Consider the following 24,269-nt stretch of genomic DNA (forward strand, 5'->3'; position numbering starts at 1 on the left):
ATGACCCTCCTCACTGGCTGCCGCACCTGTCTGGCTCCAAATCCCTACATGTTCCTTCCCATGGGCGACCATCCGCCCGCCAACAGCTTCGTGCGTGCGGAAGACGTTGGAAAGAACCAGCCGGCCTATCCGCTTGATACGCAGGTGTGTTTGGAATGCGGGTTGATCCAGGTGGCCGACCAGGTGCCGGAAGGCTTCTTCGAGCACTACCTCTACGTTCCTTCCAGCGCCACTTTGATGCACAGCCACTTCGCCGAACTTGCCGAGATCCTGAAGAACGAAGCCAATTCCGGCTTGGTCGTGGACATCGGCTGCAATGACGGCTTGTTGCTGTCGGCCTGCAACAAGCTCGGATGCAGGACTGTCGGGGTCGATCCGGCCGCCAACCTGGCTGAAGTCGCCCTGACGCGCGGAGTTGAAGTAGAGGTCGGGTATTTCTCCGACGCGGCGGCCAAGGATCTGGTGGACAAGCATGGCCGGGCGGCAGTGATCGTCACCACCAACACCTTCAACCACATCGGCAACCTTCACGATTTCATGGCTGGCGTCAGCCAGTGGCTCGCCGACGACGGGGTAATGGTGATCGAGGTACCCTGGGCCAAGGAACTCCTCGAGAAGAACGAGTTCGACACGATTTACCACGAACATGTTTCGGAGTTCAGCCTGCTCTCACTGGTCAAGCTCGGTGCGTTCTTCGGTCTCGTGGTGGCCGATGTGCACCGTCTCGGTGTCCACGGCGGTTCGATGCGCGTCTTCCTGAGACGAGCTGCTGCTGTTACCTCCGTGAAGCCGATCGTTCCAGAGATGTTGGCCGAAGAGCGCGACGCCGGCATGTTGTCGATCGAGACGTATCAAGCCTTTTCAGCCCGCGTGGACAAGGTGCGGCTAGATCTGAACGCGATCCTGGCCGACCTTCATTCGCAAGGTCTCAAGGTTGCCGGCTATGGCGCGCCCGCCAAAGGCAATACCCTATTGAACTTCTTCAAGATCGGACCCGGCAATCTCGACTATCTCGTCGATCGCAATGCGCTCAAGCAAGGTCTCTTTTCGCCCGGCATGAAGATTCCCATTCGCTCGCCGGAAGCGCTGCTCGACGCGGAGCGGCCCGACGTGCTGCTGGTCCTCGCCTGGAATTTCTTCGACGAGATACGACTGCAGCAAGAGGACTTCGCTGCACATGGCGGACGGTTTCTCGTTCCGCTGCCAACGCCTGTTCTCGTCAATTGAACGGGTCCGCGGAGGTCGGAAAAGAGGTTGGCTGCCGGATGCAGGTATTGACGACCTCAAGCCGTAACAAGTGGTGGACTGTCCTGGAGTAGATGCGATGTCGCGGATACTCATCACCGGAGGCGCCGGCTTCGTCGGCTCGCATCTGACTGAAGCCTGTCTCAAAGCTGGCCACCAAGTCCACGTCGTTGTTCGTGCCGGCTCCAATGATGAGCGGCTCGAGCACCTCGGTGACCGCATTTCACGCCATCGCTTCGATCTGTGCTCGGAAGTGGACCTCAAGCATTGTCTCAGGAACGCCGAACCGCACGTCATCTACCACTTGGCGGCTAACCCACGCCGCCCGCAACATACCTCTGTTGAAGACGCCAAGGAGAACGTCCAGGAAGACCTCTATAACCTGATAACGCTGTTGGGCGCGGCGGCCACCACCCGCAGTCCGCCCGATTACCTGATCCGGGCCGGGTCGCTTGCCGAGTATGGATTGGCGCCTATCCCCTATCAGGAGGAGGCGCGTGAAGCCCCGATCACGGTCTACAGTGCCGGCCTCGTCGCCGCGACCCACTATGTCGCGGCGCTACAGCCCCGGCTTCCATTTCCTGTCGCCACGGCTCGGTTGGCTCTGGTCTACGGTCCTTCCCAGTCCACCGATTACCTTGTGCCATCTCTTATCACGCGATGCCTTGCCGGTGAGAATTCGCTCGTGCGCCGGCCGGCAGACCGACGCGATCTCATCTTTGTCGACGAGGTGGTAGAGGCGCTGCAGCGAATGGCCGCCATGCCGATGTCTAAGCCCACACTGGTCAACATATGCAGCGGCGTGGCGCCAACAATGCGCGAGGTGGCACAGCTTGTCGTCGAGCAAACCGGTGCCGAGGCGCACCTTGTCCAGTATGGCGACGGCAGCCCGCCCTCGGGAGCGGCGGACCTTCGCGGTTCGCCTGAGCGCGCGCGCACCCTGCTGGGATGGCAGGCTCGTATCATGCTTGCTGACGGGATCAGGCGGACGGTGCGCTGGTACCGGGATTGCGCAGTCCATGAAGGGCAGTCTGGAATGGCGGCGACAACCGTCTCGCCGAAGCATAGAGGGTTAGGAGTAACATGATGTCCAACTCAGGGCCTTTCACAGTCTCGGTGCTTGTGCCGGCTCTGAACGAGGAGGCAAACGTGCGTCGGGCCTACACGGCGATCGTGGACACGTTTCGCGATCTCCCGGGCTATGACTACGAAATCATCTTCACCGACAACCATTCAACCGACCGCACCTTCGACATCCTGAAAAGCATCGCCGCTGAGGATCGTCGCGTACGCGTCATACGTTTCAGCCGCAATATCGGCTATCAGCGCGCACTGCTGGCCGCCTACAAGGCGGCGAACGGCGACTGTTCCGTTCAGATCGACTGCGATCTCCAGGATCCGCCCCACCTCATTCCACAGATGCTGGCCCTGTGGCGCCAGGGAAATCAGGTGGTCTATGGTGTCCGTCGGTCGCTGAAAGACAGTTGGACAACCGCATTGATCCGCCGGATCTTCTACCGATTGGTCAATGCGCTCAGCGAGGACGACCTGCCACTCAACGCAGGCGAGTTTCGCCTCGTCGATCGCCGCATTCTCACCGAACTGCGGAGTGTCGAAGATACATCACCCTATCTGCGCGGCCTGATCAGCGCGATGGGCTTTAGCCAGGTTGGGTTCGAATATGACCGGCAGGGCCGCATCGCGGGCGAAAGCAAGTTCCCGCTGAGGGCCATGGTGGCGCTGGCAGTGGACGCCATCCTCAATCATTCCCTCGTTCCGCTCCGGCTGGCGTCGATCACGAGCCTGATTGCCGGAGCGGTGACTTCGCTTCTCGTGTTCGGTTACCTCGTCGGCTGGCTGCTGTTTGGACAGCAATGGCCGCGGGGTTTTGCGACGATAGCCCTCCTGCTGCTGCTTTCCATCGCATTGAACGCAATGTTCCTTGGAATTGTCGGTGAGTATGTCGGTCGGATATTCATGCAATCCAAGCGCCGACCCGTTACAATCATAGAGCAGACACTGAATGCAGAGCATCGCAACCTGCACGTGCTGACGAGCTCGAAGCTGAAAGTGAAATAGTGATCAGGCTTGCCGCAGCGAATAACAATCGTTTTGTTCAAAGCACGGGGACTCTACTGCGATTTGCCACGGTGGGAGCGATCACAACCGCGTTGGATCTGATCCTTTTTGCGACCCTCACGGCGGCAACCACACCACCAGCACTCGCAAACCTTCTTTCTTACTCTTGCGGAATTCTGCTGAGCTACGTCCTCAATCGCTCATGGACTTTCGGCGTCGACGGGAGCCGTCTGCAGGCTTTGAAGTTTGTCCTGTCCACGTTGACCGGCCTGCTGATCTCCACCGTGCTTGTGGCCTTCCTCACGACTGTCATCCCAGCCATCGATGCCAAACTCATCAGCGTGCCGATCGTCTTTGGCTGGAACTATCTCGCCGCGCGCATGTGGGTCTTTAATGTGGCTGAGGTTCCGCAAAACAAAAGGAGTTGGTGGTTTTCCTGACCTGACAAGAGCAGGCAGTCATCCGACCATCGCCGGGATATCAGGCAATATATCCATGCGTGAGGTGTCAGCTTGAAAATCGCAATCATTGGTTCCGGCTATGTAGGACTTGTCTCGGGTGCGTGCTTGGCTGATTTCGGCCACACCGTAACTTGCATCGACAAGGACGCGTTCAAGATTTCCGCTTTGAAACGCGGGGACATACCGATCTTCGAACCCGGGCTCGAATCATTGATTGTCCGCAATCTGCAGGACGAACGTCTTACCTTTACGACCGATTTTGCTGGGCCGGTCGGAGAAGCAGACGCCGTATTCATCGCTGTCGGGACGCCTTCCAGACGCGGTGATGGTCATGCAGACCTGTGCCATGTCTATGAGGCCGCGCGCGAGATCGCGCACGCCCTGCGAGGCTCGACGGTTGTCATAACGAAATCGACCGTGCCGGTCGGCACCGGCGACGAGGTGGAGCGGATCATCCGTGAAGAGTGTCCACACGCGGATTTTGCCGTCGCATCGAATCCGGAATTCCTGCGTGAGGGCGCAGCAATTCAGGATTTCAAACACCCCGACAGGATCGTCATCGGAGTGGAGAGCGACCTGGCCCGCCAGGTCCTCATGCAAGTCTACCGACCATTGTTCCTCAACAAGTCGCCCGTGCTGTTCACCTCTCGCCGGTCTGCGGAGCTGATCAAATATGCAGCGAACGCTTTTCTCGCCATGAAGATCACTTTCATCAACGAGATTGCAGACCTCTGTGAAAAGGTGAACGCCGACATCCAGGAGGTGGCGCTGGGCATTGGGTCGGACAACCGGATCGGATCGAAGTTCCTGCATGCCGGACCAGGATTCGGTGGTTCATGCTTTCCCAAGGACACTGTTGCATTGATCAAATCCGCCCAGGATTACGGCAGCTCCGTGAGGCTTGTTGAAACGACCGTCGCCATCAATGATGCTCGCAAACGGGCAATGGCGCGCCGTATCATCGAGGCCGTGGGCGGTAACGTTCGCGGAAAGACGATCGCCATTTTCGGTTTGACCTTCAAGCCAAACACGGACGACATGAGGGAGGCTCCATCGATCTCCATCATTCAAGCGCTTCAGGACGCGGGGGCGCATATTCAGGCTTATGACCCAAAGGGGATGGAGCAGGCCCGGATGCTCTGGTCCGATGTCGCATTTCGCTCGAACCCTTACGACGCTGCAGAGAATGCAAGCGCGATCTGCATCCTCACCGAGTGGGAACAGTTCCGCGCGTTGGATTTCAAACGTTTGGCCAAACTCGTCGCCACGCCGATCATGCTCGATTTCCGCAACATCTATTCGGCGGACGAAGTCACCAGTCACGGTTTCGCCTATTTCAGGATAGGTGCTGCATCCAGGACGGGTCCTGCACCTACGAACGTTTCGCCCTCCGAGCAGGAAGCGGTTGCGTGAACTGATAACGATCGGCGGGACATGGCGTGTGCCGCCGCCACGCGAGCCGTCCTCTACCGAGCTTTGGCGGTATCAGCTCCCAACCATCAACCGGTGAGCGGCTTCGCTTGCATCCAGGCAACCAGGGGAGGGCGCCGGCCGGCAGTCGGAGAGAGCCTCGTTGCCACCTTCACTCGCCTCTCTCATCAACTGGTCGCCCTAGTGCCCGAACGGCCTGGACCAACGTGCTGCTCTGGATCCAGCCGTCCTCGATGATGCGCCCATCCTTGTCTGCTTGACTGGTAGCGAGACGCAATTCATCGCCATGGGAGGGGGTCGGTTCGAAAACCCAATCCCAACCATTGAACACATCGGGCCTCTCGCCTGCGACCACCTTGTCCACCAGATTGAGCACTTCCGGAATGCCGAACTCTCCAGCCAGACCATATCCCTTGTGCAGGTCACGGTCGTCATATGTCAGTTTGTTGTCGCGCCCGACAAACAGCGGCCGGTTGGATCCAAGCTCGTAGAAGCGCGTCCAGTCGCCCGACGGGCGCCGGCTCTTGCGCAGCCACTCCGCCGCTTCGGTCGCACCCGTGAGGTAGCGCTGTTCTCCAGTTCTGAGATAGAGTTGCAGAAGCGCCTGGATCGCGCCGGCTGTCTCACGCGACGCAACCGCCGGCGGCTCGAACTTTCGCCCCCATATGGGCTCGAGATCGAGATTGTAGGTCTGCGCCCAGCCGCGTTGCGGGCCAGGCAGCTGCGATGCCAGCAGGAATTCACCGCTTCGCATCGCGGCAGCCAGCAGATCCTGGCGCTTCGTGTACCGCTCAGCCGTGAGCAGAAGGCGTATCACGTCCCTGATGAGCTGGTCATTCACAACCAAAGCGGAGCCTGGTGGCTTGACCCATTCTCGCGACCAGGTCGCAGGCAGCCGCGCACGCCAAGCCGCTGCGAATAGCCGGTGAGGAAACACACGGCCCAGGAAGACCGGCCATGCTCCATTGGGATATTGCGCTTCCAGGAGCCGATCGAGGCCATATTTGATCGCGTCCTTCACAGCCGGGTCGCGGCCCTGCGAAGCCTCGTCGTACCATATCAGGAAGCCGAGATTGCTCTGGGTAATGTTGTCGTCGAGCGTGCCGTTGTTGCGCTCCTTGTTACCATCGATCCGCTCACATGCATCGTCGTTTGCGACCGTGGTTCGGTAACACCATCTTGCGCGAGCGCTGGCCGCCGTGTCGGTGAAGTTGTACCAGCCGCCCGAGAGCAGTTGCCCGTCCATCGTGACGCGGGCAGCGGCAGCTGCTGCCGCCATCCAGCGCGGATCCTTCGTGAACTCGTAGAGCCGAAGGAACGCGCCGCCAACTCCCGGGGTGCCGGGCGGCTGGTTCCAGACCACGCCGTCTTCGACCTTCCCGCTTTCGCCACGGTGAATTGAAAAATCGGGCGAGTATGCGTAAACGAAACCGCCGCCGATCGCCAAATGCTTGGCGAAAAGATCGGCTATCTTCTCCACCGCGGCGACCGAGTTGGGATCGGGGCCGGCGGCTGCGGATGCAGGTTCCACCCTGGTTGGCAGGACGAACAGCGCTATCCCCGCTGCCAGGCCGACTGCACGTAGGCCCTTATCGGGCGCCATCGAAGCCCAGCCGAAAAATCTCATCTTCGCGCTCTGTGGCATCACCACCCGGCGACTGTGATCTTAGCCGACGCCATGGATCATGAGAAGCCTGGGCAGGTAGTGGGCATTTATGCCCCGTCGTCCCCGCTTGTAGGAAATTCCTTGCAGGAATTCCGAATGGCAGTCCGGCACCGGCGCGTCTGCAGCACGCGTTCGGCTTACTGCTTGTTGTATTCAAGGGCGGACTGAACGACTTGGTCCCACCCGGCCATTACACGCGGGTGCGTGAAGCGACGGGCTGAAATTGCTGCGGCACCGCCAAGTCGCCGGCGCAGGGACCCGTCATCCAATAGCCGGGAAAGCGCGACGGACAAGGCATTGATATCGCCGTTCGCCACCAGAAGTCCGTCTTCTTCGTCGGTGATCATCTCACGCGGACCAAAGCGACAGTCGAAGGACACAACCGGCAATCCCGCCGCCATGGCTTCCAGAAGTACGATTCCCCAGCCCTCGTAGCGCGAGGAGAGAACAAAAACGCCGGCGGATTCGATCCAAAGACCTGGCCGCTCCGTGACCCCGGGCAAATGCACACGGCCGTGAAGGCCGAGTTCATCGCGCTTCGCCTCAAGCCGTGCGCGTTCTGGCCCATCACCCCAGATCACCAAACTCCAATCGGGGTGGGATCCGCTTATCCCGGCAAAAGCCTCAAGAAGGAGATCGAATCCCTTCTGAGGCACCAAGCGTCCAACGGCGGCCAGAATCTTCTGTCCAGATTTTTTGCGGAGACTGGTAGGCAGGTTGGCTTCGTTAGGGATAACCCAGCTGCGGGCGCGCTGTTCGGATGGGAATTGTTCCATCGCTCCCTTGGTCATTGTCACGAGGCCGAAAGCTCGTGGGTAGAGATATCTGCGTAATACTGTCCAGACCGGACCGAAAGCTTGCATCTCAGCGTTGTTGCGTTCCGACACCACGACCGGGATGTTTGTGCCGAGTGCTGCCAAAACGGACAGGACGTTCGTGCGGGTGAGAAAGCTGATAACAACATCAGGAGAAAGACGAAGGAATTCTCTGCGAAGGAGCCGCACGCGATCGGCAAAGGACGATGCGGCGCGGAACCAAACGGTGCGATCAGGGGGAAGGCCGAGACGCGCGATTTCCACATTGGGCGCGATTGCGTGGTAGGCAGGTGTGCCGGTCCGCTCGAGCGTAATGATCGTCACATGCCAGCCACGCTCGGCCCAACTGTTGGCAATAAGACTTGCGGCACGTTCGCTGCCCCCCGCTACGCCCAGGCCCGGAAGAACGATGGCAACGCGAACCCGCCGACCTGCCGGCTGCTCCTCCAATTGGCCTGCTGGTGCGTCGCCCGACGGAAGCCCATCGACACAATACGCCATTTCCGGCCTGTGCAATGGGCGCGTCGGCTCGAAACCCCTAAGCCGACGCAGCACGTCGGCGAATGACTGTGAATTTAGCCAGCACAGCAACCCCTTCCCATTGAAATGGCTATCATATGAGCTCCGCGTGATGGAAGTGCTGATTTTCCTGACCTGAAAACCGTGCAACAAAAGCCCATTGGTGATGTGATGCTGATATCTGTTCGCCTTCGGAAGGCGTTCGGGCTGAAGACGCGGGCAGGCGGCCGACCCACCGGACAATTTCTTATGCGTAGCGCACCAATCGTCGTCTGCTTCCCCTTCATCGGCGACGAACTCGGTGGCAGCCACATCTCCGCGATCAAGCTGATCGAAGGGTTGGACCCGAGACTTGTCACGCCAATCGTTGCGCTCCATGTCGTCGACGGGCCCGTCGCAGCCTATCTCGCAGATCGCGGCGTTCCGTTCGTCAGGGCTCCGGACGCTGCGTTTCTGCTCCGAGATCCAGACGCCGCGTCTGGCGGAATCAGGTTGCGCGTGCTGGGCCACGCCTTCCGCATGGCGGCGCCGATCTGCCGGTTGCTAAGAAAGCACGGTGTGGACCTCGTCCACACCAATGACGGCAGGATCCATGCTGTCTGGGCGCTACCAACCCGGCTCGCGGGAGCCCGTCAGGTTTGGCATCATCGCGGCGATCCTGACGCGTTTGGCATAAATCTGCTGGCACCGTTGGCGGCAAGCCACATTGTAACGGTGTCACGCTTCTCCAGGCCACGAAAGCCGATTGTCGGTGTCGGGCAAAAGCTCTCCGTTGTTTACAGTCCCTTTGACCGGCCAACCGCGACCGGCAGGACGCGCGCGCGCGCAATGCTTGTCGAGACACTCGGCTGTGCCGCGGAGACCCGGTTCCTGGCCTATTTCGGGCTGTTGATTGACCGCAAACGACCGATCGGCTTCGTCGAAGCGGTTGCTGCCCTCATCAGACGCTATCCGGACCTGCCGGTAATGGGCCTGCTCTTCGGCGTGCCCGGAATGGAGACGCCGCAGCTCGATCAGATGGTGATGCAGCGCGCCGAGGAACTCAACATTGGAAAGCACATCCGGCTTATGGGGTTTCGTCATCCGATCGAGCCCTGGATGCAGGCCGTGGACGTGCTGCTTGTGACGGCCGTCCGCGAGCCGTTCGGCAGGACCTTGATCGAAGCGATGTTCCTTGGAACGCCGGTTGTGGCGACAGATGATGGAGGAAATCGTGAGGCAATCGAGAATGGCGTCACAGGCTTCCTCGTGCCGCCGGACCGGCCCGAATGTTTCGTGGAACCAGTCTACTCGATGCTGACCGATGCCGAACTCCGCAGCAGAATTACCGCAGCTGCCAGCGATCGTGCCTTTGCGACTTATGGTGTTGAAACCCATGTCGGGGAATTGACGGCGATCTATCAGCGGCTCGTCAGGCCTCGAGGCTACCTGCGCGACAAAATGGAGCAAGAGCCGTTCATGAGTTGAGCGGACTCGATGCCCCTGGCAGTTGGGCTTGCGATGCCCTTCCACCTCTGGCGCGGATTCCCTTAAGACCAATCTTTGGCACTGACTGCGTCGGATGCCGGCAAGGGAGGTGAGGCCCGACAAGCGGCGTCGCCCGGGAGAGGGCCCTATGCGCACAGTCGGAAGCGGTCGAGGGGTTTAACTGACACGCGCTGCGGTTCGCGCTTCTTTGCAAGAGCCGACCATTATCCCAGGATGATTGCGAGGCTGGCGGACAGGCCTCGGCGACGGTGCTTCTCACCGGAGCAGGCGGGGTCGACCAGTTTCGAGCGTCGACCAATCTCGAGCAAACTGGCGATGGGCTGACAATGACGGACAGCAATCTGGTGTCAAAATGGTCCCGCAGCTCAACCTTGGTTGGTGACGCGCGTTTGGCGCCAGGGGCGCACCCGATCGGAGAACGGGGCAGCAGATTCTCCTATCGAGAGATACGATCAAGGATCGCAGCGATTGTGAGATCGACGATCCGCAATCGAAATCTGTTTGCCGTGGACCTCGTACTCAGCGCGTTTGCGCTGCTGCTTGCTGCTTGGCTTCGCCTCGGACCCCAGGTGCTCTTTTCCGATCTCGAAGCGGCCAAGTCTCTCGCCGGATCGATCCCTGTGTTCGTGGCGATCTGCGCCGTCACGTTTCCGACGGCCGGTCTTTACAAACGCAAATGGAAATTTGCCTCCATACCGGACTACATCGTTCTGCTGCAGGCGATCCTGATCGCCTCGCTGACGTTCATGACTGCCATTTTCCTGTACTCCGGCTTTGCGATCATTCCCCACTCGATTATCGCGATCGAGATCATGGTTCTCACATCCCTGCTGGCCGGCGTCCGCATCACCTTCCGCCAGGAGGACCTCAAGGCTCTAGCGCCGACATCACGCGGAACAGTGGCTGATCCGAGTTCGCAGGTTCCGGTCCTACTGGTCGGGCCCGGCCAGGAAGCCGATCTCTACCTGCGCGCGCTCCAGCGCGATCGCACTTCCACATACCTCCCCGTGGGCTTTCTCGACGATTCACCTGCCGAGACCGGTGCAATGCTCCGAGGCGTGCCGGTGCTTGGCACCACCGATGAGTTCGAGGCGGTAATCGCCGGTCTCGAGAGTCGTAAGCAAAAGCCGCGGCATCTCATTTTCACCGCGCCGCTGTCATCGTTCAAAGGCGAGACGGCAGAGCGGCTCATCGAGCAGGCCGACAGAATGGGCATGGTCGTCTCCCGGCTGAACCCTGCCACGGAGTTGCGCAAAACCCACGCCGCGAGCGCGTTCGAATTGCGGCCGATCGAACTCACCGATCTTCTTGAGCGGCCCCAGGCGGCGCTCGATATCGCAGCACTGCAACGATTCATCCGCGATCGGCGCGTGCTCGTCACTGGTGCCGGCGGATCGATTGGCAGCGAGCTGACAAGACAGGTAGCAGCGCTGGGCCCGTCACGACTGGTCGTCGTCGACAACAGCGAATTCAACCTCTACTCGATCGACCTTGATCTCGCCGAAAAATTTTCCGCCGTGCCACGGTCGGCGCATCTATGCGACATACGCGACGTGCGGCGGCTCGACAGCATATTTGCTCAGCATAAACCGGAGCTTGTGTTCCACGCCGCAGCGCTGAAGCATGTGCCGATGGTGGAACTCAATCCGTGCGAAGGGGTACTCACCAACGTTTGCGGCACGATGAATGTTGCAGAGGCGGTCAGGCGCTGGGGCGCTGTCGGCATGGTGCAGATTTCCACTGACAAGGTGGTGAATTCGCCGAACATGATGGGGGCCACCAAACGGCTGGCCGAGCTCTTTTGCCAGTCGCTCGACCTGGAATGCGCAAACGAGATCGCTGGCCCACGGTTTGTGACGGTGCGTTTCGGCAACGTGCTCGGCTCGAGCGGCTCACTCATCCCCTTGTTCAAGCGTCAGCTTGCGCGCGGTGGGCCGCTCACGATCACTCACCCGGAAATGAAGCGCTTTTTTATGACCATCCGTGAGGCCGTCGAGCTAACGCTGCAAGCCTCCGCCTACGCGGTTGAGAAGAAACTCGGAAGCGGCGAAATCTTTGTTCTCGATATGGGTGAGCCGATCAAGGTCATCGACATTGCCCGACGCATGATACGCCTCGCCGGTTTCACACCTGACCGCGACGTGCAGATCCAGATCATCGGCCGCCGGCCCGGGGAGAAGCTGTTCGAGGAGCTTTTTGACGAGAGCGAAGAGCGCGTCGCGCCACCGGTCCCGGGAGTCTTCGGCGCCGTGCCGAAGCCTGTGCCGCTGCCTGTGCTCTACGATACATTCGAACGGCTGCACACCTTCGCTTCGGACGGCAACACGGCGGCTGTCGTCGACACGATGCGTCGCATTCTGCCGGGCTTTCGTGCCGGAGAAAGCCAGTTGCAGGGGGCGACGATCGACAAGTCGACGACCGACAGGGAATTTCAAACGTAAGCCCGAACGCGACGGGGTACATTGGGCCGAGCCGAACATCGGCGCAGGATTGCACGCGGCAGCTTCGGGTATCCGGTATTGGCAAATCGCATCGCAGCTTGCCTGAAGGATCAGGCAATTTGAAGAAGAGTGACCGTGTCAGTTCTCCTCACCCATCTTCAACGCCTGGAGGCCGAGGCTATCCACATTTTCCGCGAGGTTGCCGCCAACTTCGCCAATCCGGTCATGCTCTATTCGGTGGGCAAGGATTCGTCCGTGCTGATGCATCTGGCGATGAAGGCTTTTTATCCCGCCAGGCCACCGTTTCCGTTCCTGCACATCGATACGACCTGGAAGTTCCGCGAGATGATCGTCTTTCGCGACGAGATGGCGGCAAAGCTCGGTTTCGAGCTGCTCGTTCATACCAATCAGGACGGCGTGCGCCGCAACATCAACCCGTTCGACCACGGCTCCAACAACTACACCCATATCATGAAGACCGTCGCGTTACGCGAGGCTCTCGATAAATATCGCTTCGACGCCGCCTTCGGCGGGGCGCGACGCGACGAAGAGAAATCGCGCGCCAAGGAGCGCATCTTCTCCTTCCGCAACGCCCAGCACGCCTGGGATCCGAAGCACCAACGACCGGAAATGTGGAAGATCTACAACACCCGCATCGCATCAGGCGAATCGATCCGCGTCTTCCCGCTTTCCAACTGGACCGAGCTCGATATCTGGCAATACATCCTGCAGGAGAACATCCCAATCGTTCCGCTGTATTTCGCCAAGCAACGGCCGGTGGTCGAGCGTGACGGCATGCTGATCCTGGTCGATGACGATCGCCTGAAGCTGCGACAGGACGAAGTTATCCAGAACCGCATGGTGCGCTTTCGCACGCTTGGCTGCTATCCGCTGACCGGTGCGATCGATTCCGACGCGACAAGCCTCGAGGATATCGTCGGCGAGATGCTGACCGCGCGCACGTCCGAACGGCAGGGCCGGCTCATCGACCGCGACGAGGCCGGCTCGATGGAAAAGAAGAAGCGCGAGGGGTATTTCTGATGCGGCACATCAGAGCAAACGAAATCACCGGCTCGGATGGCATCCGCGACTATCTTGCCGCGCAGGAGAAGAAGTCGCTACTGCGCTTTCTCACCTGCGGCTCGGTCGACGACGGCAAGTCGACACTGATCGGTCGGCTGCTCTACGACACCAAGCTGATCTTCGACGATCAGCTTGCGGCGCTCGAACGCGACTCCAAAAAGCACGGCACGGACGGCAGCGGCATCGATTTCGCGCTGCTGGTCGACGGGCTCGAGGCCGAGCGCGAACAGGGTATCACCATCGACGTCGCCTACCGTTTCTTCGCGACGCCGAAACGCAAATTCATTGCAGCCGATGCACCGGGGCATGAGCAATATACCCGCAACATGGCGACCGGCGCCTCGACGGCCGATGTCGCGGTCGTGCTGATCGATGCGCGTCAGGGCGTGCTTGTGCAGACCAGGCGGCATTCGATCATCGCCTCTCTGCTTGGCATCCGCCACGTCGTGCTTGCCGTCAACAAGATCGATCTCGTCGGCTTCGACCGGAAGGTGTTCGAGCAGATTGCCTCGACATACGCTGCCTTCGCCTCGAGCCTCGGCTTTGCCTCGATTACGCCAATCCCGATGTCGGCGCGCTACGGCGACAATGTCACCAAGCGCTCGGACCGGATGCGCTGGTATTGCGGGCCGACGCTGCTCGATCATCTCGAATCGATCGTCGTCGACGCGATCCCGCAGAGCGCGCCTTTCCGCTTCCCGGTCCAGTATGTGAACCGGCCCAACCTCGACTTCCGTGGCTTCGCCGGCACGATCGCCGCGGGTTCGATAGGGCAGGGCGACGAGGTCGTCGTCGCCCAGTCCGGCAAGGTTTCGCGCATCAAACGCATCGTCACGCATGACGGCGATCTTGCGCGTGCGGTCGAAGGTCAGGCGGTGACCGTGGTGCTGGAGGACGAGGTCGAGGTATCGCGCGGCAACATGCTGGTTGCACCGATGGCGCGCCCAAATGTCGCCGACCAATTCGCGGCAAATATCATCTGGTTCGATGAACATGCGCTGCTGCCCGGTCGCTCTTACATTCTGCACACCGAGACCGGCCAGGCGGGCGCCACAGTGACGGAGCTCAAGTATCGCATCGACGTGAACACATTCTCGCATCAGGCGGCGAAAGGCCTGGAACTGAACGAGGTGGGCGTCTGCAACATTTCAACGCAAGCGCCGATCCCTTTCGACGCCTACGGCGAGAACCGCAACACCGGCTCATTCATCCTGATCGACCGTATGACCAATGCGACGGTCGCGGCCGGCATGATCCTGCATCCGCTGCGCCGAGCCACGAATGTGCACTGGCAGGTACTCGACATCGATCGGAAGTCGCGCGCTGTGTTAAAGGGTCAGAAGCCGGCGGTATTGTGGTTCACCGGGCTGTCGGGCTCAGGCAAGTCCACCATTGCCAATCTGCTCGAGAAGAAGCTGTATGACGCTGGCAAGCACACCTATATCCTCGACGGCGACAATGTCCGCCACGGGCTGAATCGCGATCTTGGTTTCACTGAGGCCGATCGCGTCGAAAACATCAGACGTGTCGCCGAGGTGGCGCGGCTGATGGCGGATGCCGGGCTGATAGTGCTGGTCTCATTCATCTCGCCGTTCCGTGCCGAGCGGCAAATGGCGCGTGAGCTGATGGAGCCGGGCGAGTTTGTCGAAGTCTTCGTCGATACGCCGTTCGAGGAGTGTGCGAAGCGCGATCCGAAGGGCCTCTACGCGCGAGCGCTGAATGGCGAGATCAAGAACTTCACCGGCGTGGACTCTCCCTATGAAGCGCCGCAGAACGCCGACATCCACCTGAAGACTGCCGGCCATTCGCCGCAAGACCTGGTCGAAGTGCTTGAAGTCCGGCTGCGCAGGGGCGGCTATTCCTGAACGCCGCTGCCATAGGCATCGACCGAACGCGGACTGTTGGCTGACATACGGGGTCCTCATCACCGGCAGCGCCGGCTTAGGATGATGCTCCTCAAAGCTCGGCAGAACACGTCCGTTTCATCGGGCGGCTTCTGGATCTCGGGTAACTGACGGCCGAGCACCTCGGCAAAATGCGCCTCGCCGACGAAGTGATCGAGTAAATTTCGCTTCTGCACACGCATGCTGCTGCGGCTATGCAAATGCTCGTCGCAGCTTGCCCTAACATAGTGATAGCCCGCTGCCGGGCAGAGCAGCAGACCGCAGTGGCGGCCGGATCGGGGTGAATTCCGGCAGCGGGGCAGGGTCGAGCTGCATTCGATCGGCCCAAGAAACGATCTGGCGGCTCGGTGGAGGAACTACGCGACGGTCCATAGAGTTTAGGCATCGGGCGATGCGACCGACGCATAGGAGGAACTGATGGCACCGCGCAAAAAACCGGACGATACCTCCGAATGTCCGACAATCGAACAGCAGGATTGGGACGCAGTCAAAGGCGCCAAGATTCTGCCCGATGGCGGGCCGGGAAATGGCGACGAGAAGGGCGGTGACCTGCCCGAGGAAAACGACGACAATGCCTACCAGGATAGCGACGAAGCGCTGCCTGACGACGACGAGGAACGCGCTATTTCGCGCAACCCCTCGAAGCAAGATATCGACGAGCCATGAGCGACGACGTTCTGCAGCCGAGCCAGACGGTGACGAACGTCCCTAGCGCTGGTGGCTTCCCCACGCGTTAAATCAGCGTCGGCGAATATCAGGCGCAAGCCGTCTTGCCATAAGCCAGTGACATCGATGAGAGAAACCCATCGGCTTCGGCCGCGAGCGACTTTGATCCGAGTTGATCCACGGAGGATCGAAAGCGGAATGCACGAATCCGTGAAAGTCGTAGCAGCGGAAGAAAAGGCCCCGCGGGGAGGAAGCGCGGGGCCTCTGATCCGAAAGCCGAGCGAACGGCTTTCCAGTCGTCGAGTAGAACGACTGCATTCCAACCCTCACCAGCGGATATTGTTCCAAGGAAGAGTCAAGAAACTGCGGCTATTGGCGGACTCGCATCAGTATTGCTGCAGCGTTGCCATCGACCGCATCCATCAGGAGGTAGGTGATGCCTCCTCATTGGCACCCATTGATCACGATTTCTGTCCAACGGAACTCTCCAAAAAACTCTCGTTGGGATCACTATCGCAATGGAGCGATGCAACCCTGACGGAGACCTACTATGCTGATCTCGCGGCCTGTCATTTGCGCCGGTGGTGATTTTCGTGTTCCTGATCATGATCTATTTCACGGCCGATACGCATTTCAACGATCCCCGCATTCTGCGTATCGATCGCCGCCCGTTCGGCTCGCTGGCAGAGCACGATCGAACGCTGATTTCGTTCTGGAACGAAACTGTGAGCCCGGACGACGAGATCTGGCACCTCGGCGATTTTGCCAAGGGATCGGCCGAGTTTGTTTCTTCGCTATTGTCGTCTCTTCAGGGCCGGAAGCATTTGATCATCGGCAACAATGATAGCGCTGCGACAATCGACGCGTCAGGCTGGACCAGTACACAACATTACAAGGAACTGACACCAGATTGGCAAGAGATCGATCAATCTGCATGGCCATTCCCACGGCAGACTGAGCCCGCTTACACGCCAGTATGACGTGGGCGTCGATCGCTGGGATTTTCGTCCGATCACCCTTTCCGCCATCCTTGCAAGCCGACGTCGACGGACGGCTCGCCAAGATATTCAAGGCGAGTGATCAGGAGCGCTTTCGGCGATAAGATTTGCCCTGAACTCCGCGTGTAGCTCATTCTCGCGTCCGATATAGCGGGGCGAAAAGTGCATCGGCACGGCATGCCCAACATCGGCAAGCCTGGCGATTGTGCCGGCTTCGGCTGCCGTGAGATGCCGCTTCGCGTCAGCCAGCCGGCGATCTTCGTGCAGGAAGCCTGCTTCGATGAACAATTGGCCCGCACCGCGCGCAAGTGCAACCACACGCTCAAGATTTGCTTCATTGAATGCGAGATCGGTCGCATAGACGATCCGCTGTCCAGGGCCAGTCCTCAAAGCCTCCGCAGCGAGGAGTTCGCCGACCGAGATACGTTGATCCGCCGTTGGGGCGAGCGTCGTTTCCGGATCGGCTCCGCGCCGGATCGCGCGCTTGGCTTCGCTCAACCAAGGTCCGACAGGCAAACCCAATGCCTCCAGTTGCCGTTTTTGCACATTGACCCGGATCTTTTCCTGAAACGCGAATGCGAGGCATGGAACGCCGTGTTCGAGCATTGCTGCTTCAATTTGGAAATCGGGATCATCGAGCAGGATATTTCCTTCAGCCGGGATCGGCGGCAAGTCCTTCGGAGCGAAGCCTGATTGCGCGCGAAAGAGGCGAGAATGAAGAAATCCGGCCGGCGCCCAGTCGGAGGCGATTATCGTGAAGTCGTGGGAATGATCGTCGAGGAGATTCCAAGTGTATGCGTTGAGCTTGGCTTCAACGGCCGCGGTCAACCCAGGCGGGCCGAAGAAATGCACCGTGCTGTTCCTGTATAAAAATAACCGCAGAAGCCGATCGAAGCCGGCGAAGTGATCCATGTGCATGTGTGATACGAACACGTGGCTGAGGCGTAGGATTTCACGTGGCGAGAGCGGCGACAGATCGCCAATATCGAAGAGCACCGCCCGGCTGCCGAACCGGAAGTCCAGAAGAAGCCCCGCATCCGAGAAGGGTTCGTTTACCAGACGTGGCTGAACCAGCAACGTCATTGAAGCCACCCAATGCTATTTTGGAATTTCGCCACTTGGACGCGACCTGGACCTTCCGTCGATCCCCTCTAACCGCACGCTGCCGATAAGAGTTCCGGCGGATTTCGTCGAAATGACGGAGGAAGTGGCGAGTGAGCCAAGCCAGTCTGAACGCTTCTTCATCCTCTGCGTTCTCTCACAACGCACTTGTGATCGGGAACAACCGCTGGCGGTCTGAGTTGTTTGGGGCAACCGGTGAAGCCAGATTAGATCGCCTTGCGGAGTGACCATGCCAACCACTTACGACAAACGGCAGGATCCGGACGGCCTCTGGGAGGTCTATGACGGCGACAGCGAGGAAGCCGTCATGATTGACGGCTTGCCGCTTTCCGGCCTTGACGAAAGCGAAGCCGACGAAGCCATCGCAAGACTCAATCGGGGTGAACTGACGTCGGATAATGTCCCCCGACAGCCCAATCCGGGTGGCCTCCGTCTACTGATGGACTTTGACGGTCCGATGTCTCCTGATCTCACGTTTCCGTCGGTTTCGAATTCGAGAGCGGATTGATTCAGTGTTGCAAGACCGCGAACCACGTAGGCCGTTGTCCCGAACCGCACTGGTGGCAATTGCAATCATCTGCGCGCTAATTCTTGCAGCTTTTTTTATCGGCTTTGAATATTCGGGACCCAATGAGGGCGCTCTCCTTATTCCGGGCGGATCGCAACAATCGCCCTGATGCCACCCGGACCGCCGATGCAGTCACGAAAGAAGCATCCCAGCTGACCGGGGGCGCCGGAGCGGCCTCCGACCGATGGAAAAGGTCGCGGGTACGTTTTTACCAAAGCTCGTCAGGCCAGCGCGGGTAGGTTGCAGAGGGCATATTGCGGGATGCATTCTTGTGTTCGCCCATGACCAAACAATATCTCGACCACCAACTGGAATACCCTTATTGCCTCACCGTAAGGCTGAGGATTCCCGCCGACGCTGGTCCCGACGACCGGATTGTTTGCGATGACTGCGGCGAATTCCTGGGGACATGGGACGATCTGCTAACCGATTTTGAGAAGCAGGGCGGAGGGGACGGAGTCTTTCACCTCGAAAAGGGCCGCATCAGGCGGATCGATTGAGCCGGTTGCGGGTGGCAAGACCTGCCCGCGATCGATGTTATCACCGAAGAGGGCTCAGATATCATCGAGGAACCATCAGGGTGCTTCTGCGCTCGATTTCGTATTGGTCGCAGCAGCGGAAGCCATCGAGCATTACGAGATCGTCCGGTCCGGCAATCTGATTGCCTAGGCAGAACTGAGAGCGACGTCGTCGCCACATCAAGCAATATGGCGGCTTCTTTGGGTGTTAGGGCCGCTCATTCGGCCCGGTGCACTGCAACCCAAACTAGACGGAAGTCGAAACGCAGCATCCGGTTCGGGTTTATTTCGGCTCGTCATCAGGGTTTGGTGGTGCCATTGTCGGCATCGGAGCCAGCGCCAACGGTTGGATCGGGTGCGACTGGGCCGCGGTCGTCTTCGGACGCCTCTGCCTCGATCTCCTGCACCGCTTGATCCCAATGCTCGCGCGCTCGGCCTTTCGGACGGCCTTCGCGTTCCCAAATTTCATAGGCTCGCTGCCTGATACGTTCTACTCTGTCCATGATGATGCCTCCTGGTGCTCTTAATCCTGGGATCAGCGGTTAGTTCCGTTTTGTGAGAAAGTTGCCGTTCCCTACTTGGGCGGAGCAACGGGCGCTTCTCCTGCTTCGACTATGCCGAAAGCAGCCGGGAACCCGGACCATCACCGGAATGTTTAACAGTCATGCAACAGGAGAGACGCGATGACGGAAAACGAAACCCGTTACGAACATGGCGCGACCAAGTACCCGGCCAAGAAAGATGCGGACGCTTCGGATCAATTCTCTCAAGAGGCGGCGGGCAACAAAAAACCTGCTGGCGGGATGGGCCTGACACGGAAGCTGGGCGAGGTGGAAGACAAAACCCGTCAATCGGAGGGACAAAACCCGCCCAAGCAGGCCGCCCCACGTCCGGAGCGTTCCAAGGATGCAACGGCTTCGAAGAGTGGCCGCCATCCAGGCGCTTACGTGAAGAAGTGACCGCGAAAGCGTTCTCTGCTGGTCTCGGCCAAAACGGCGCCAGCGCCGGTTCCAACGACATAACTTGCGCGGCAAGAGATGTGAGCTTGCCCCGGGGGAACAAACACCTTCAGCCGCTGGGCACCAGGTCGTCACGGCTGCAGACCAGGGCGTGCAACGCCTGCGGTCTGGCTGGCCAGCACTGGCGCCTTACCCTGGTCGTCGCGGTCTCTGGCACCTGCCGCGCGATTGCGGCCTTGTCAGCGCGTCGAGGCGCGATAATTTTCCATTAGGGCATGGGGCACTTCGACCTTTCATAGGAGCCGACCATGAAACACCAAACACTCGACCAACTGCAGACAATTGCGGAAGTTGAGCCCTCGGCGACATACCCGATCATGACTCGAACGCAGCGGATCGAGCGTTGGGCAGAACTTCTCGAACAAAATCCAAGGCGCTGCCTCGGAGCACTTCCAGGCACCGAATATCTGAGCCCTGAGGCCCGTGCTGTAGCGCGTGGCGCGGGGTCGCCAATTACCGTTGCCTATGAGGATCCTGTCTTGCGCGCAATGGGCCTGAAAGACGATACCTACGGCGAGGCAAAGCGCTTCTTCGAACTGAGTGACTGGCAGTTGCACAACATCGTCTGCCATTGCCATGTCGGCGCTACGATGCAAGCGCGCTGGGCTGCCGCCAGAGTTCGTCGGACAATTAGCGGAAACAGATTTCTCGCTTGGCTAAGGGCAAAAATAGTGCATTGACGCGCAGCGCACGGTGACACCAAGGCTTGATCGCTCTCTTTAGCGTTTAGCCGCCAAAGCTCAAGGGCTCACTTGGTGTTTGGCGCTACCGGTCGCGGTGCGGGCTAACTCACGTCGATGATGACCATCAGCCCGCCGCCGCCCTTTTCCTCGACATTGTTGTTCGTCGTGTGATGCGGGATATGGCAGTGGATCAACCATTTGCCGGGGTGCCGCGCCTTCCACATGACATCGTATCGCTGTCCGGGTCCGACATCGATCGTGTCGGCAAGAAAACGGGCGGAGGCCGGGACTGTCTCGCCGTCGCGGGCGACGACTTCGAAAGGTCCGCCATGGATATGCATCGGATGGATGAAGCCGTTGTTGGTGCCGATAAAACGCACCTTCAGGGTTTCGCCAACCGTCATGTGGATCGTCTCGGTCGAGGGATAGGCTCTGCCGTTGATGGTGAAGAAGTTCGGCATGCCGCCTTCCATCGGCATCGAGGGATAGGTCAGACCTTCCCGCACCAGCCATTCCTGAAGCTCGATCACATAGTCATAGTCGGCCGGGACCTCGTCGGCTGGATTGGCGGGATCGATGATCAGAGCGCCATAGAGGCCCAGAGCCTGGGTCCGGTCAGACTTGGCGTGCGGGTGGTAGAAATAGGTGCCGTGCTGCGTTGCCGTGAAATCATAAGAATAGGATTGCCCGGGCTTGATCGGCGCCTGGGTGATCTCCGCCGGCCCATCCATCTGGTTCGGCAGTATCAGGCCATGCCAATGAACCGTCGTTTCCTCCGGCAGGTCGTTGGTGACGTTGATACGGATCCGGTCGCCCTGGCGGATGTGAATGCGTGGGCCGGGAATCTGACCGTTATAGGCATAGGCATCGACCGCAACGTCCGGCAGGATCTGCCAGCGGATTACCGAAGGCCTGAGCTCGAATACCTTCGCTCCGTTTTCCATCCGAAACGGCAATTCCCGGTCGCCCGTGGCCGCGAGATCATAGGAAGCGGTTACGAGGCGCGGATCGGTTGCCGCCATGTCGCGCATGGTATCGGCCGGCGTGTCGCGGTCCATGATCATGCCATGCGGCATGATCACCCCACCGACATCGCGGGCCGATAGGGTCAGGTTCAGCCAGTTCGCCGGCGCGATCATGCCGATGGCGAGCGCAAGCAGGGAGACCATGCTGAGGGCGGCGATCTGCGGTAAGGTCGCGTCTGTTTCCATCTGGTGGCCGCCGCCCTTGCCTTTGTGGGAAGCCATGTCGTGGCCTTGGCTGTGATGGCCTTGGCCAGGGGCGTCGGCCTGCTGCAGTTGCATCTGCGCATGTTGCCTCTCGGCAGGCTGCTCTCGACCGCGCGTCTCAGCGGTTGGCGGGCGCTGTGTCATCAGCCCATGTTTCAAGCCGCGTGCGACCAGCCAGACATTGGCAGGGTAGGCGAGAGCAAAGCCGGCGATGACGCCAAGCGACATCACACCCCAGAACAACAGCTCCGTCGGCTCCATAGCGCGCATGTCACGACCCATCATGAGGAAGCTCATGACCGGGGCCATGCCGGCCATCATGAAGTTCATGGAAATGAATTCGGGCAGGAAGCTTTTGCGGACGTTCTCCCAATAGGTGCCGCCCATCATCGATTTCATGAACAACGACTGGAAGATGAACAGGCCAAAGGCGAAGCCGGCGAGATATTCGACGATCAGGTCGATCCACATCGGCAAGCCGAGCGCCGCAGTGATGGCGGCGGCGAGAATGATGCCGGTGGCATCGCCGGCGACGCAATGGATCGTGGAACCGGCGCCCTGCTTCCACAGCGGCCTTGTGAAATCCTCATGTCCGCCCGGGCGCGGCTCCTTGTCGGCAAGGACGTAGAGCAACAGTCCGAGCGGACCCATATAGAGGGTCACCAGGATAAAACCCCATTTCATCACGACCGGTTCGGGGTTGTTCCGGTATTGATCGAAGCCGACATAGAGCGTCGAGACGGCAGCAACTGCGAACCAGGCGACGAGAAAGTAGTCGATCGGTTGGATGAGCATCGGGTCCTCGTTGAACTGTCGCCGCCTCGATCGCGCGGCTCGTCGACCAAGCCTCGGCAAGTGAACGCGGCCCGCGCTCATATGATCCCATGCCACCCCATGAGCGTCGTTCGCGGAGGAACAACAGCCGGTTGCGGTTGTTGGGATCATCTGATGGAGAAGACGCCGCGGTGAGCGCGCCCGAAGCGTCTATTTTGAAGAGTCTAACCGTGCAAGGAGGAAAGTGATGGCGTTCACCTTGACCAGCCCCGCCTTTCAGAACGGCCAGGCAGAGAAAGGATGGCGACCAGAGCGCCGAGTATCACATGCACGGCCATCGCCGTGGAGCGGATCGATCAGGCGGCCACCGCGTGTGGATTCACTTCCCGCTTGGCCAGTCTGGTCAAAAGAATGTCGGTTTGCTTTTCCTCTTCGAGGCTCCTGTGCAGTATTAGTTGATCGTCGCGCAGATCCAACTGGCCGGCGAGAGCCGCAGCCGTCCCGTATGCCGCGATCTCGTAATGCTCGAGCTTCTGGGCAGAGGCGATAAGGCCTGCATCACGGAGGTCGTTTCCCTCCAGCATGGCAATCATCTTCTCGGTTTCGTGGGCGAGCGCCTGCATTGCCTGATCGGTATGCGCCGTCGGGTCGGCTCCGTGTTTCTGCAGGAGCGAGACAAGACGTCCCTTTTGCACCTCCGTTTGTTCGCGGTGGTGCGCCAGCGTCTCTTTCAAGGCTGGATGCGATGCCGCGTCAGCCATCTGCAGCAATGCTTCCCCGAGCTGCTCTTCGACACTCGCGAGTTCCTGAAGTTCGGCAAGATACATGTCTTTAAAGTTGCTGATCCGCATGGTGGTGCTCCTTTCGCTGGCTCCGACTGTGATCCCTTCCTAACCGGACGATGGGCTGGAGGTTCCAATCAATTTCGGCACAGAGGCGTGAGCACTCGAGGATCGCCCATTCGGGACTCTCCGTGGGGTTGATCGCAGGCTATCGCGAGAGATCGTCTCTTAGGTTTGGGAACGGGAACAACAGGCGGTCAAGGTCGTTGACCGAATGAGCCATCAAAAGAGTTGGCAGGGAAGGAGGATTCAATGAGCGCCACCGGACTCGACGTATTCGACAAGACGCTGCAGAGCACAAACATCTGGCTCGACGAGATCATGGACGAGATGGGACCGGATCGGCAGATCGCATGGCATGTTCTCGGAGCGGTGCTCCACGCGTTTCGGGACCGCTTGCAGCCGGATTTAGCGGCTCACCTCGGCTCGCAGCTGCCGATCCTCGTACGCGGCGCCTACTACGACCACTATCAGCCTTCCAAAGCTCCCGAGAAGCTGCGGTCGCTCGACGAGTTTCTGGCCAAGATCAAGACAGAGCTGGAATCCACCCGTCCGGTCGATTCCAAGGATGCCTTGAGGGTGGTGTCCAAGGTGCTTGCCCATCATGTCGGAGAAGGACAGATGCTCAAGGTTTGGGAATCCTTGCCAAGAGAAATCAGGAGCGTCGCGGAAGCTCAGCAAGCGGCGTGAAACGGCGGCTGACCTCGGCGGTCTCGGC

The 24,269-nt window shown here is 59.7% G+C and carries 22 protein-coding genes and 1 pseudogene; 16 read left to right on the forward strand and 7 right to left on the reverse strand.

Annotated features, from left to right (window positions below):
• The 5 genes from EN859_RS11600 to EN859_RS11620 all read left to right on the forward strand — a co-directional run bounded on the left by EN859_RS11600 (position 1) and on the right by EN859_RS11620 (position 5,198).
• On the forward strand, positions 1-1,227 hold the full coding sequence (locus EN859_RS11600) for a class I SAM-dependent methyltransferase (RefSeq protein ID WP_127851424.1): 1,227 nt from the start codon (positions 1-3) through the stop codon (positions 1,225-1,227).
• Positions 1,228-1,324: 97 nt separating this feature from the next.
• Positions 1,325-2,332 carry an NAD(P)-dependent oxidoreductase gene (locus EN859_RS11605; RefSeq protein WP_127851423.1) on the forward strand — a complete coding sequence of 336 codons (1,008 nt, stop codon included), beginning with the start codon at positions 1,325-1,327 and terminating at the stop codon, positions 2,330-2,332.
• Positions 2,332-3,324, forward strand: coding sequence for a glycosyltransferase family 2 protein (locus EN859_RS11610; RefSeq protein WP_127851792.1), 993 nt, complete (start codon positions 2,332-2,334; stop codon positions 3,322-3,324). The genes EN859_RS11605 and EN859_RS11610 overlap by 1 nt, the downstream gene beginning before the upstream one ends.
• Positions 3,324-3,764, forward strand: a complete 441-nt coding sequence (locus EN859_RS11615; RefSeq protein ID WP_189501870.1) for a GtrA family protein — start codon at positions 3,324-3,326, stop codon at positions 3,762-3,764. The genes EN859_RS11610 and EN859_RS11615 overlap by 1 nt, the downstream gene beginning before the upstream one ends.
• 72 nt (positions 3,765-3,836) lie before the next feature.
• A complete protein-coding gene (locus EN859_RS11620) occupies positions 3,837-5,198 on the forward strand; it encodes a UDP-glucose/GDP-mannose dehydrogenase family protein (RefSeq protein ID WP_127851421.1) in 1,362 nt (453 codons plus the stop codon).
• A gap of 169 nt (positions 5,199-5,367) precedes the next feature.
• Here EN859_RS11620 and EN859_RS11625 read toward each other — a convergent pair whose 3' ends face one another.
• Both EN859_RS11625 and EN859_RS11630 read right to left on the reverse strand, forming a co-directional pair.
• Positions 5,368-6,843: a pectate lyase gene (locus tag EN859_RS11625; RefSeq protein ID WP_189501872.1), complete on the reverse strand. Its 1,476-nt coding sequence runs from the start codon at positions 6,841-6,843 to the stop codon at positions 5,368-5,370.
• A gap of 176 nt (positions 6,844-7,019) precedes the next feature.
• The gene (locus EN859_RS11630) at positions 7,020-8,726 is read right to left on the reverse strand and encodes a glycosyltransferase family 4 protein (protein ID WP_245525538.1); all 1,707 of its coding nucleotides are present in this window, start codon (positions 8,724-8,726) and stop codon (positions 7,020-7,022) included.
• A 9-nt stretch (positions 8,727-8,735) separates the two neighbouring features.
• On the opposite strand from EN859_RS11630, the gene EN859_RS11635 reads away from it, so the two are divergent.
• The 4 genes from EN859_RS11635 (at position 8,736) to cysN (ending at position 15,093) form a co-directional block, all read left to right on the forward strand.
• Positions 8,736-9,683 (forward strand): glycosyltransferase family 4 protein, encoded by a 948-nt coding sequence (locus EN859_RS11635; protein WP_189501874.1) that lies wholly within the window; start codon positions 8,736-8,738, stop codon positions 9,681-9,683.
• A gap of 641 nt (positions 9,684-10,324) precedes the next feature.
• Positions 10,325-12,145, forward strand: coding sequence for a nucleoside-diphosphate sugar epimerase/dehydratase (locus tag EN859_RS11640; RefSeq protein ID WP_245525539.1), 1,821 nt, complete (start codon positions 10,325-10,327; stop codon positions 12,143-12,145).
• Between the two features lie 135 nt (positions 12,146-12,280).
• Entirely contained in the window at positions 12,281-13,186 is a 906-nt protein-coding gene (cysD, locus tag EN859_RS11645; RefSeq protein ID WP_127851417.1) for a sulfate adenylyltransferase subunit CysD, read from the forward strand.
• The gene (gene cysN / locus EN859_RS11650; RefSeq protein WP_127851416.1) at positions 13,186-15,093 is read left to right on the forward strand and encodes a sulfate adenylyltransferase subunit CysN; all 1,908 of its coding nucleotides are present in this window, start codon (positions 13,186-13,188) and stop codon (positions 15,091-15,093) included. The genes cysD and cysN overlap by 1 nt, the downstream gene beginning before the upstream one ends.
• A 59-nt stretch (positions 15,094-15,152) precedes the next feature.
• Here cysN and EN859_RS38075 read toward each other — a convergent pair whose 3' ends face one another.
• The gene (locus EN859_RS38075; RefSeq protein WP_189501876.1) at positions 15,153-15,314 is read right to left on the reverse strand and encodes a hypothetical protein; all 162 of its coding nucleotides are present in this window, start codon (positions 15,312-15,314) and stop codon (positions 15,153-15,155) included.
• A gap of 235 nt (positions 15,315-15,549) precedes the next feature.
• Here EN859_RS38075 and EN859_RS11655 point away from each other — a divergent pair, with 235 nt between their 5' ends.
• Both EN859_RS11655 and EN859_RS11660 read left to right on the forward strand, forming a co-directional pair.
• A complete protein-coding gene (locus tag EN859_RS11655) occupies positions 15,550-15,798 on the forward strand; it encodes a hypothetical protein (protein WP_127851415.1) in 249 nt (82 codons plus the stop codon).
• A 605-nt stretch (positions 15,799-16,403) separates the two neighbouring features.
• Positions 16,404-16,878 (forward strand): annotated as a pseudogene (locus EN859_RS11660) (metallophosphoesterase).
• Here EN859_RS11660 and EN859_RS11665 read toward each other — a convergent pair.
• The gene (locus tag EN859_RS11665; RefSeq protein ID WP_127851414.1) at positions 16,866-17,879 is read right to left on the reverse strand and encodes a ribonuclease Z; all 1,014 of its coding nucleotides are present in this window, start codon (positions 17,877-17,879) and stop codon (positions 16,866-16,868) included. The pseudogene EN859_RS11660 and the gene EN859_RS11665 sit on opposite strands and share 13 nt — an antisense overlap.
• 262 nt (positions 17,880-18,141) lie before the next feature.
• Between EN859_RS11665 and EN859_RS11670 the strand changes: the two genes are divergently transcribed.
• Both EN859_RS11670 and EN859_RS11675 read left to right on the forward strand, forming a co-directional pair.
• A complete protein-coding gene (locus tag EN859_RS11670) occupies positions 18,142-18,426 on the forward strand; it encodes a hypothetical protein (protein WP_189501879.1) in 285 nt (94 codons plus the stop codon).
• A gap of 341 nt (positions 18,427-18,767) precedes the next feature.
• Complete coding sequence (locus tag EN859_RS11675) at positions 18,768-18,986, forward strand: hypothetical protein (protein ID WP_127851790.1); 219 nt, start codon at positions 18,768-18,770, stop codon at positions 18,984-18,986.
• Positions 18,987-19,303: 317 nt separating this feature from the next.
• Here the strand turns inward: EN859_RS11675 and EN859_RS11680 are convergent, their stop codons facing one another.
• On the reverse strand, positions 19,304-19,507 hold the full coding sequence (locus tag EN859_RS11680) for a DUF2934 domain-containing protein (protein WP_127851413.1): 204 nt from the start codon (positions 19,505-19,507) through the stop codon (positions 19,304-19,306).
• Positions 19,508-19,687: 180 nt separating this feature from the next.
• Here EN859_RS11680 and EN859_RS11685 point away from each other — a divergent pair, with 180 nt between their 5' ends.
• Together EN859_RS11685 and EN859_RS11690 are read left to right on the forward strand one after the other, a co-directional pair.
• Complete coding sequence (locus EN859_RS11685) at positions 19,688-19,963, forward strand: hypothetical protein (RefSeq protein WP_127851412.1); 276 nt, start codon at positions 19,688-19,690, stop codon at positions 19,961-19,963.
• A 308-nt stretch (positions 19,964-20,271) separates the two neighbouring features.
• Positions 20,272-20,703: a hypothetical protein gene (locus tag EN859_RS11690; protein WP_127851411.1), complete on the forward strand. Its 432-nt coding sequence runs from the start codon at positions 20,272-20,274 to the stop codon at positions 20,701-20,703.
• Positions 20,704-20,807: 104 nt separating this feature from the next.
• On the opposite strand, the gene EN859_RS11695 is transcribed toward EN859_RS11690, so the two are convergent.
• Together EN859_RS11695 and EN859_RS11700 are read right to left on the reverse strand one after the other, a co-directional pair.
• The gene (locus tag EN859_RS11695) at positions 20,808-22,730 is read right to left on the reverse strand and encodes a DUF4396 domain-containing protein (protein ID WP_127851410.1); all 1,923 of its coding nucleotides are present in this window, start codon (positions 22,728-22,730) and stop codon (positions 20,808-20,810) included.
• A 335-nt stretch (positions 22,731-23,065) separates the two neighbouring features.
• Positions 23,066-23,560 carry a DUF892 family protein gene (locus tag EN859_RS11700; RefSeq protein WP_127851409.1) on the reverse strand — a complete coding sequence of 165 codons (495 nt, stop codon included), beginning with the start codon at positions 23,558-23,560 and terminating at the stop codon, positions 23,066-23,068.
• Between the two features lie 243 nt (positions 23,561-23,803).
• On the opposite strand from EN859_RS11700, the gene EN859_RS11705 reads away from it, so the two are divergent.
• On the forward strand, positions 23,804-24,241 hold the full coding sequence (locus EN859_RS11705) for a DUF2267 domain-containing protein (RefSeq protein WP_127851408.1): 438 nt from the start codon (positions 23,804-23,806) through the stop codon (positions 24,239-24,241).
• Positions 24,242-24,269 lie beyond the last annotated feature (28 nt).

The sequence above is a fragment of the Mesorhizobium sp. M00.F.Ca.ET.216.01.1.1 genome (genome assembly GCF_004010325.2).
Lineage (GTDB): Bacteria > Pseudomonadota > Alphaproteobacteria > Rhizobiales > Rhizobiaceae > Mesorhizobium.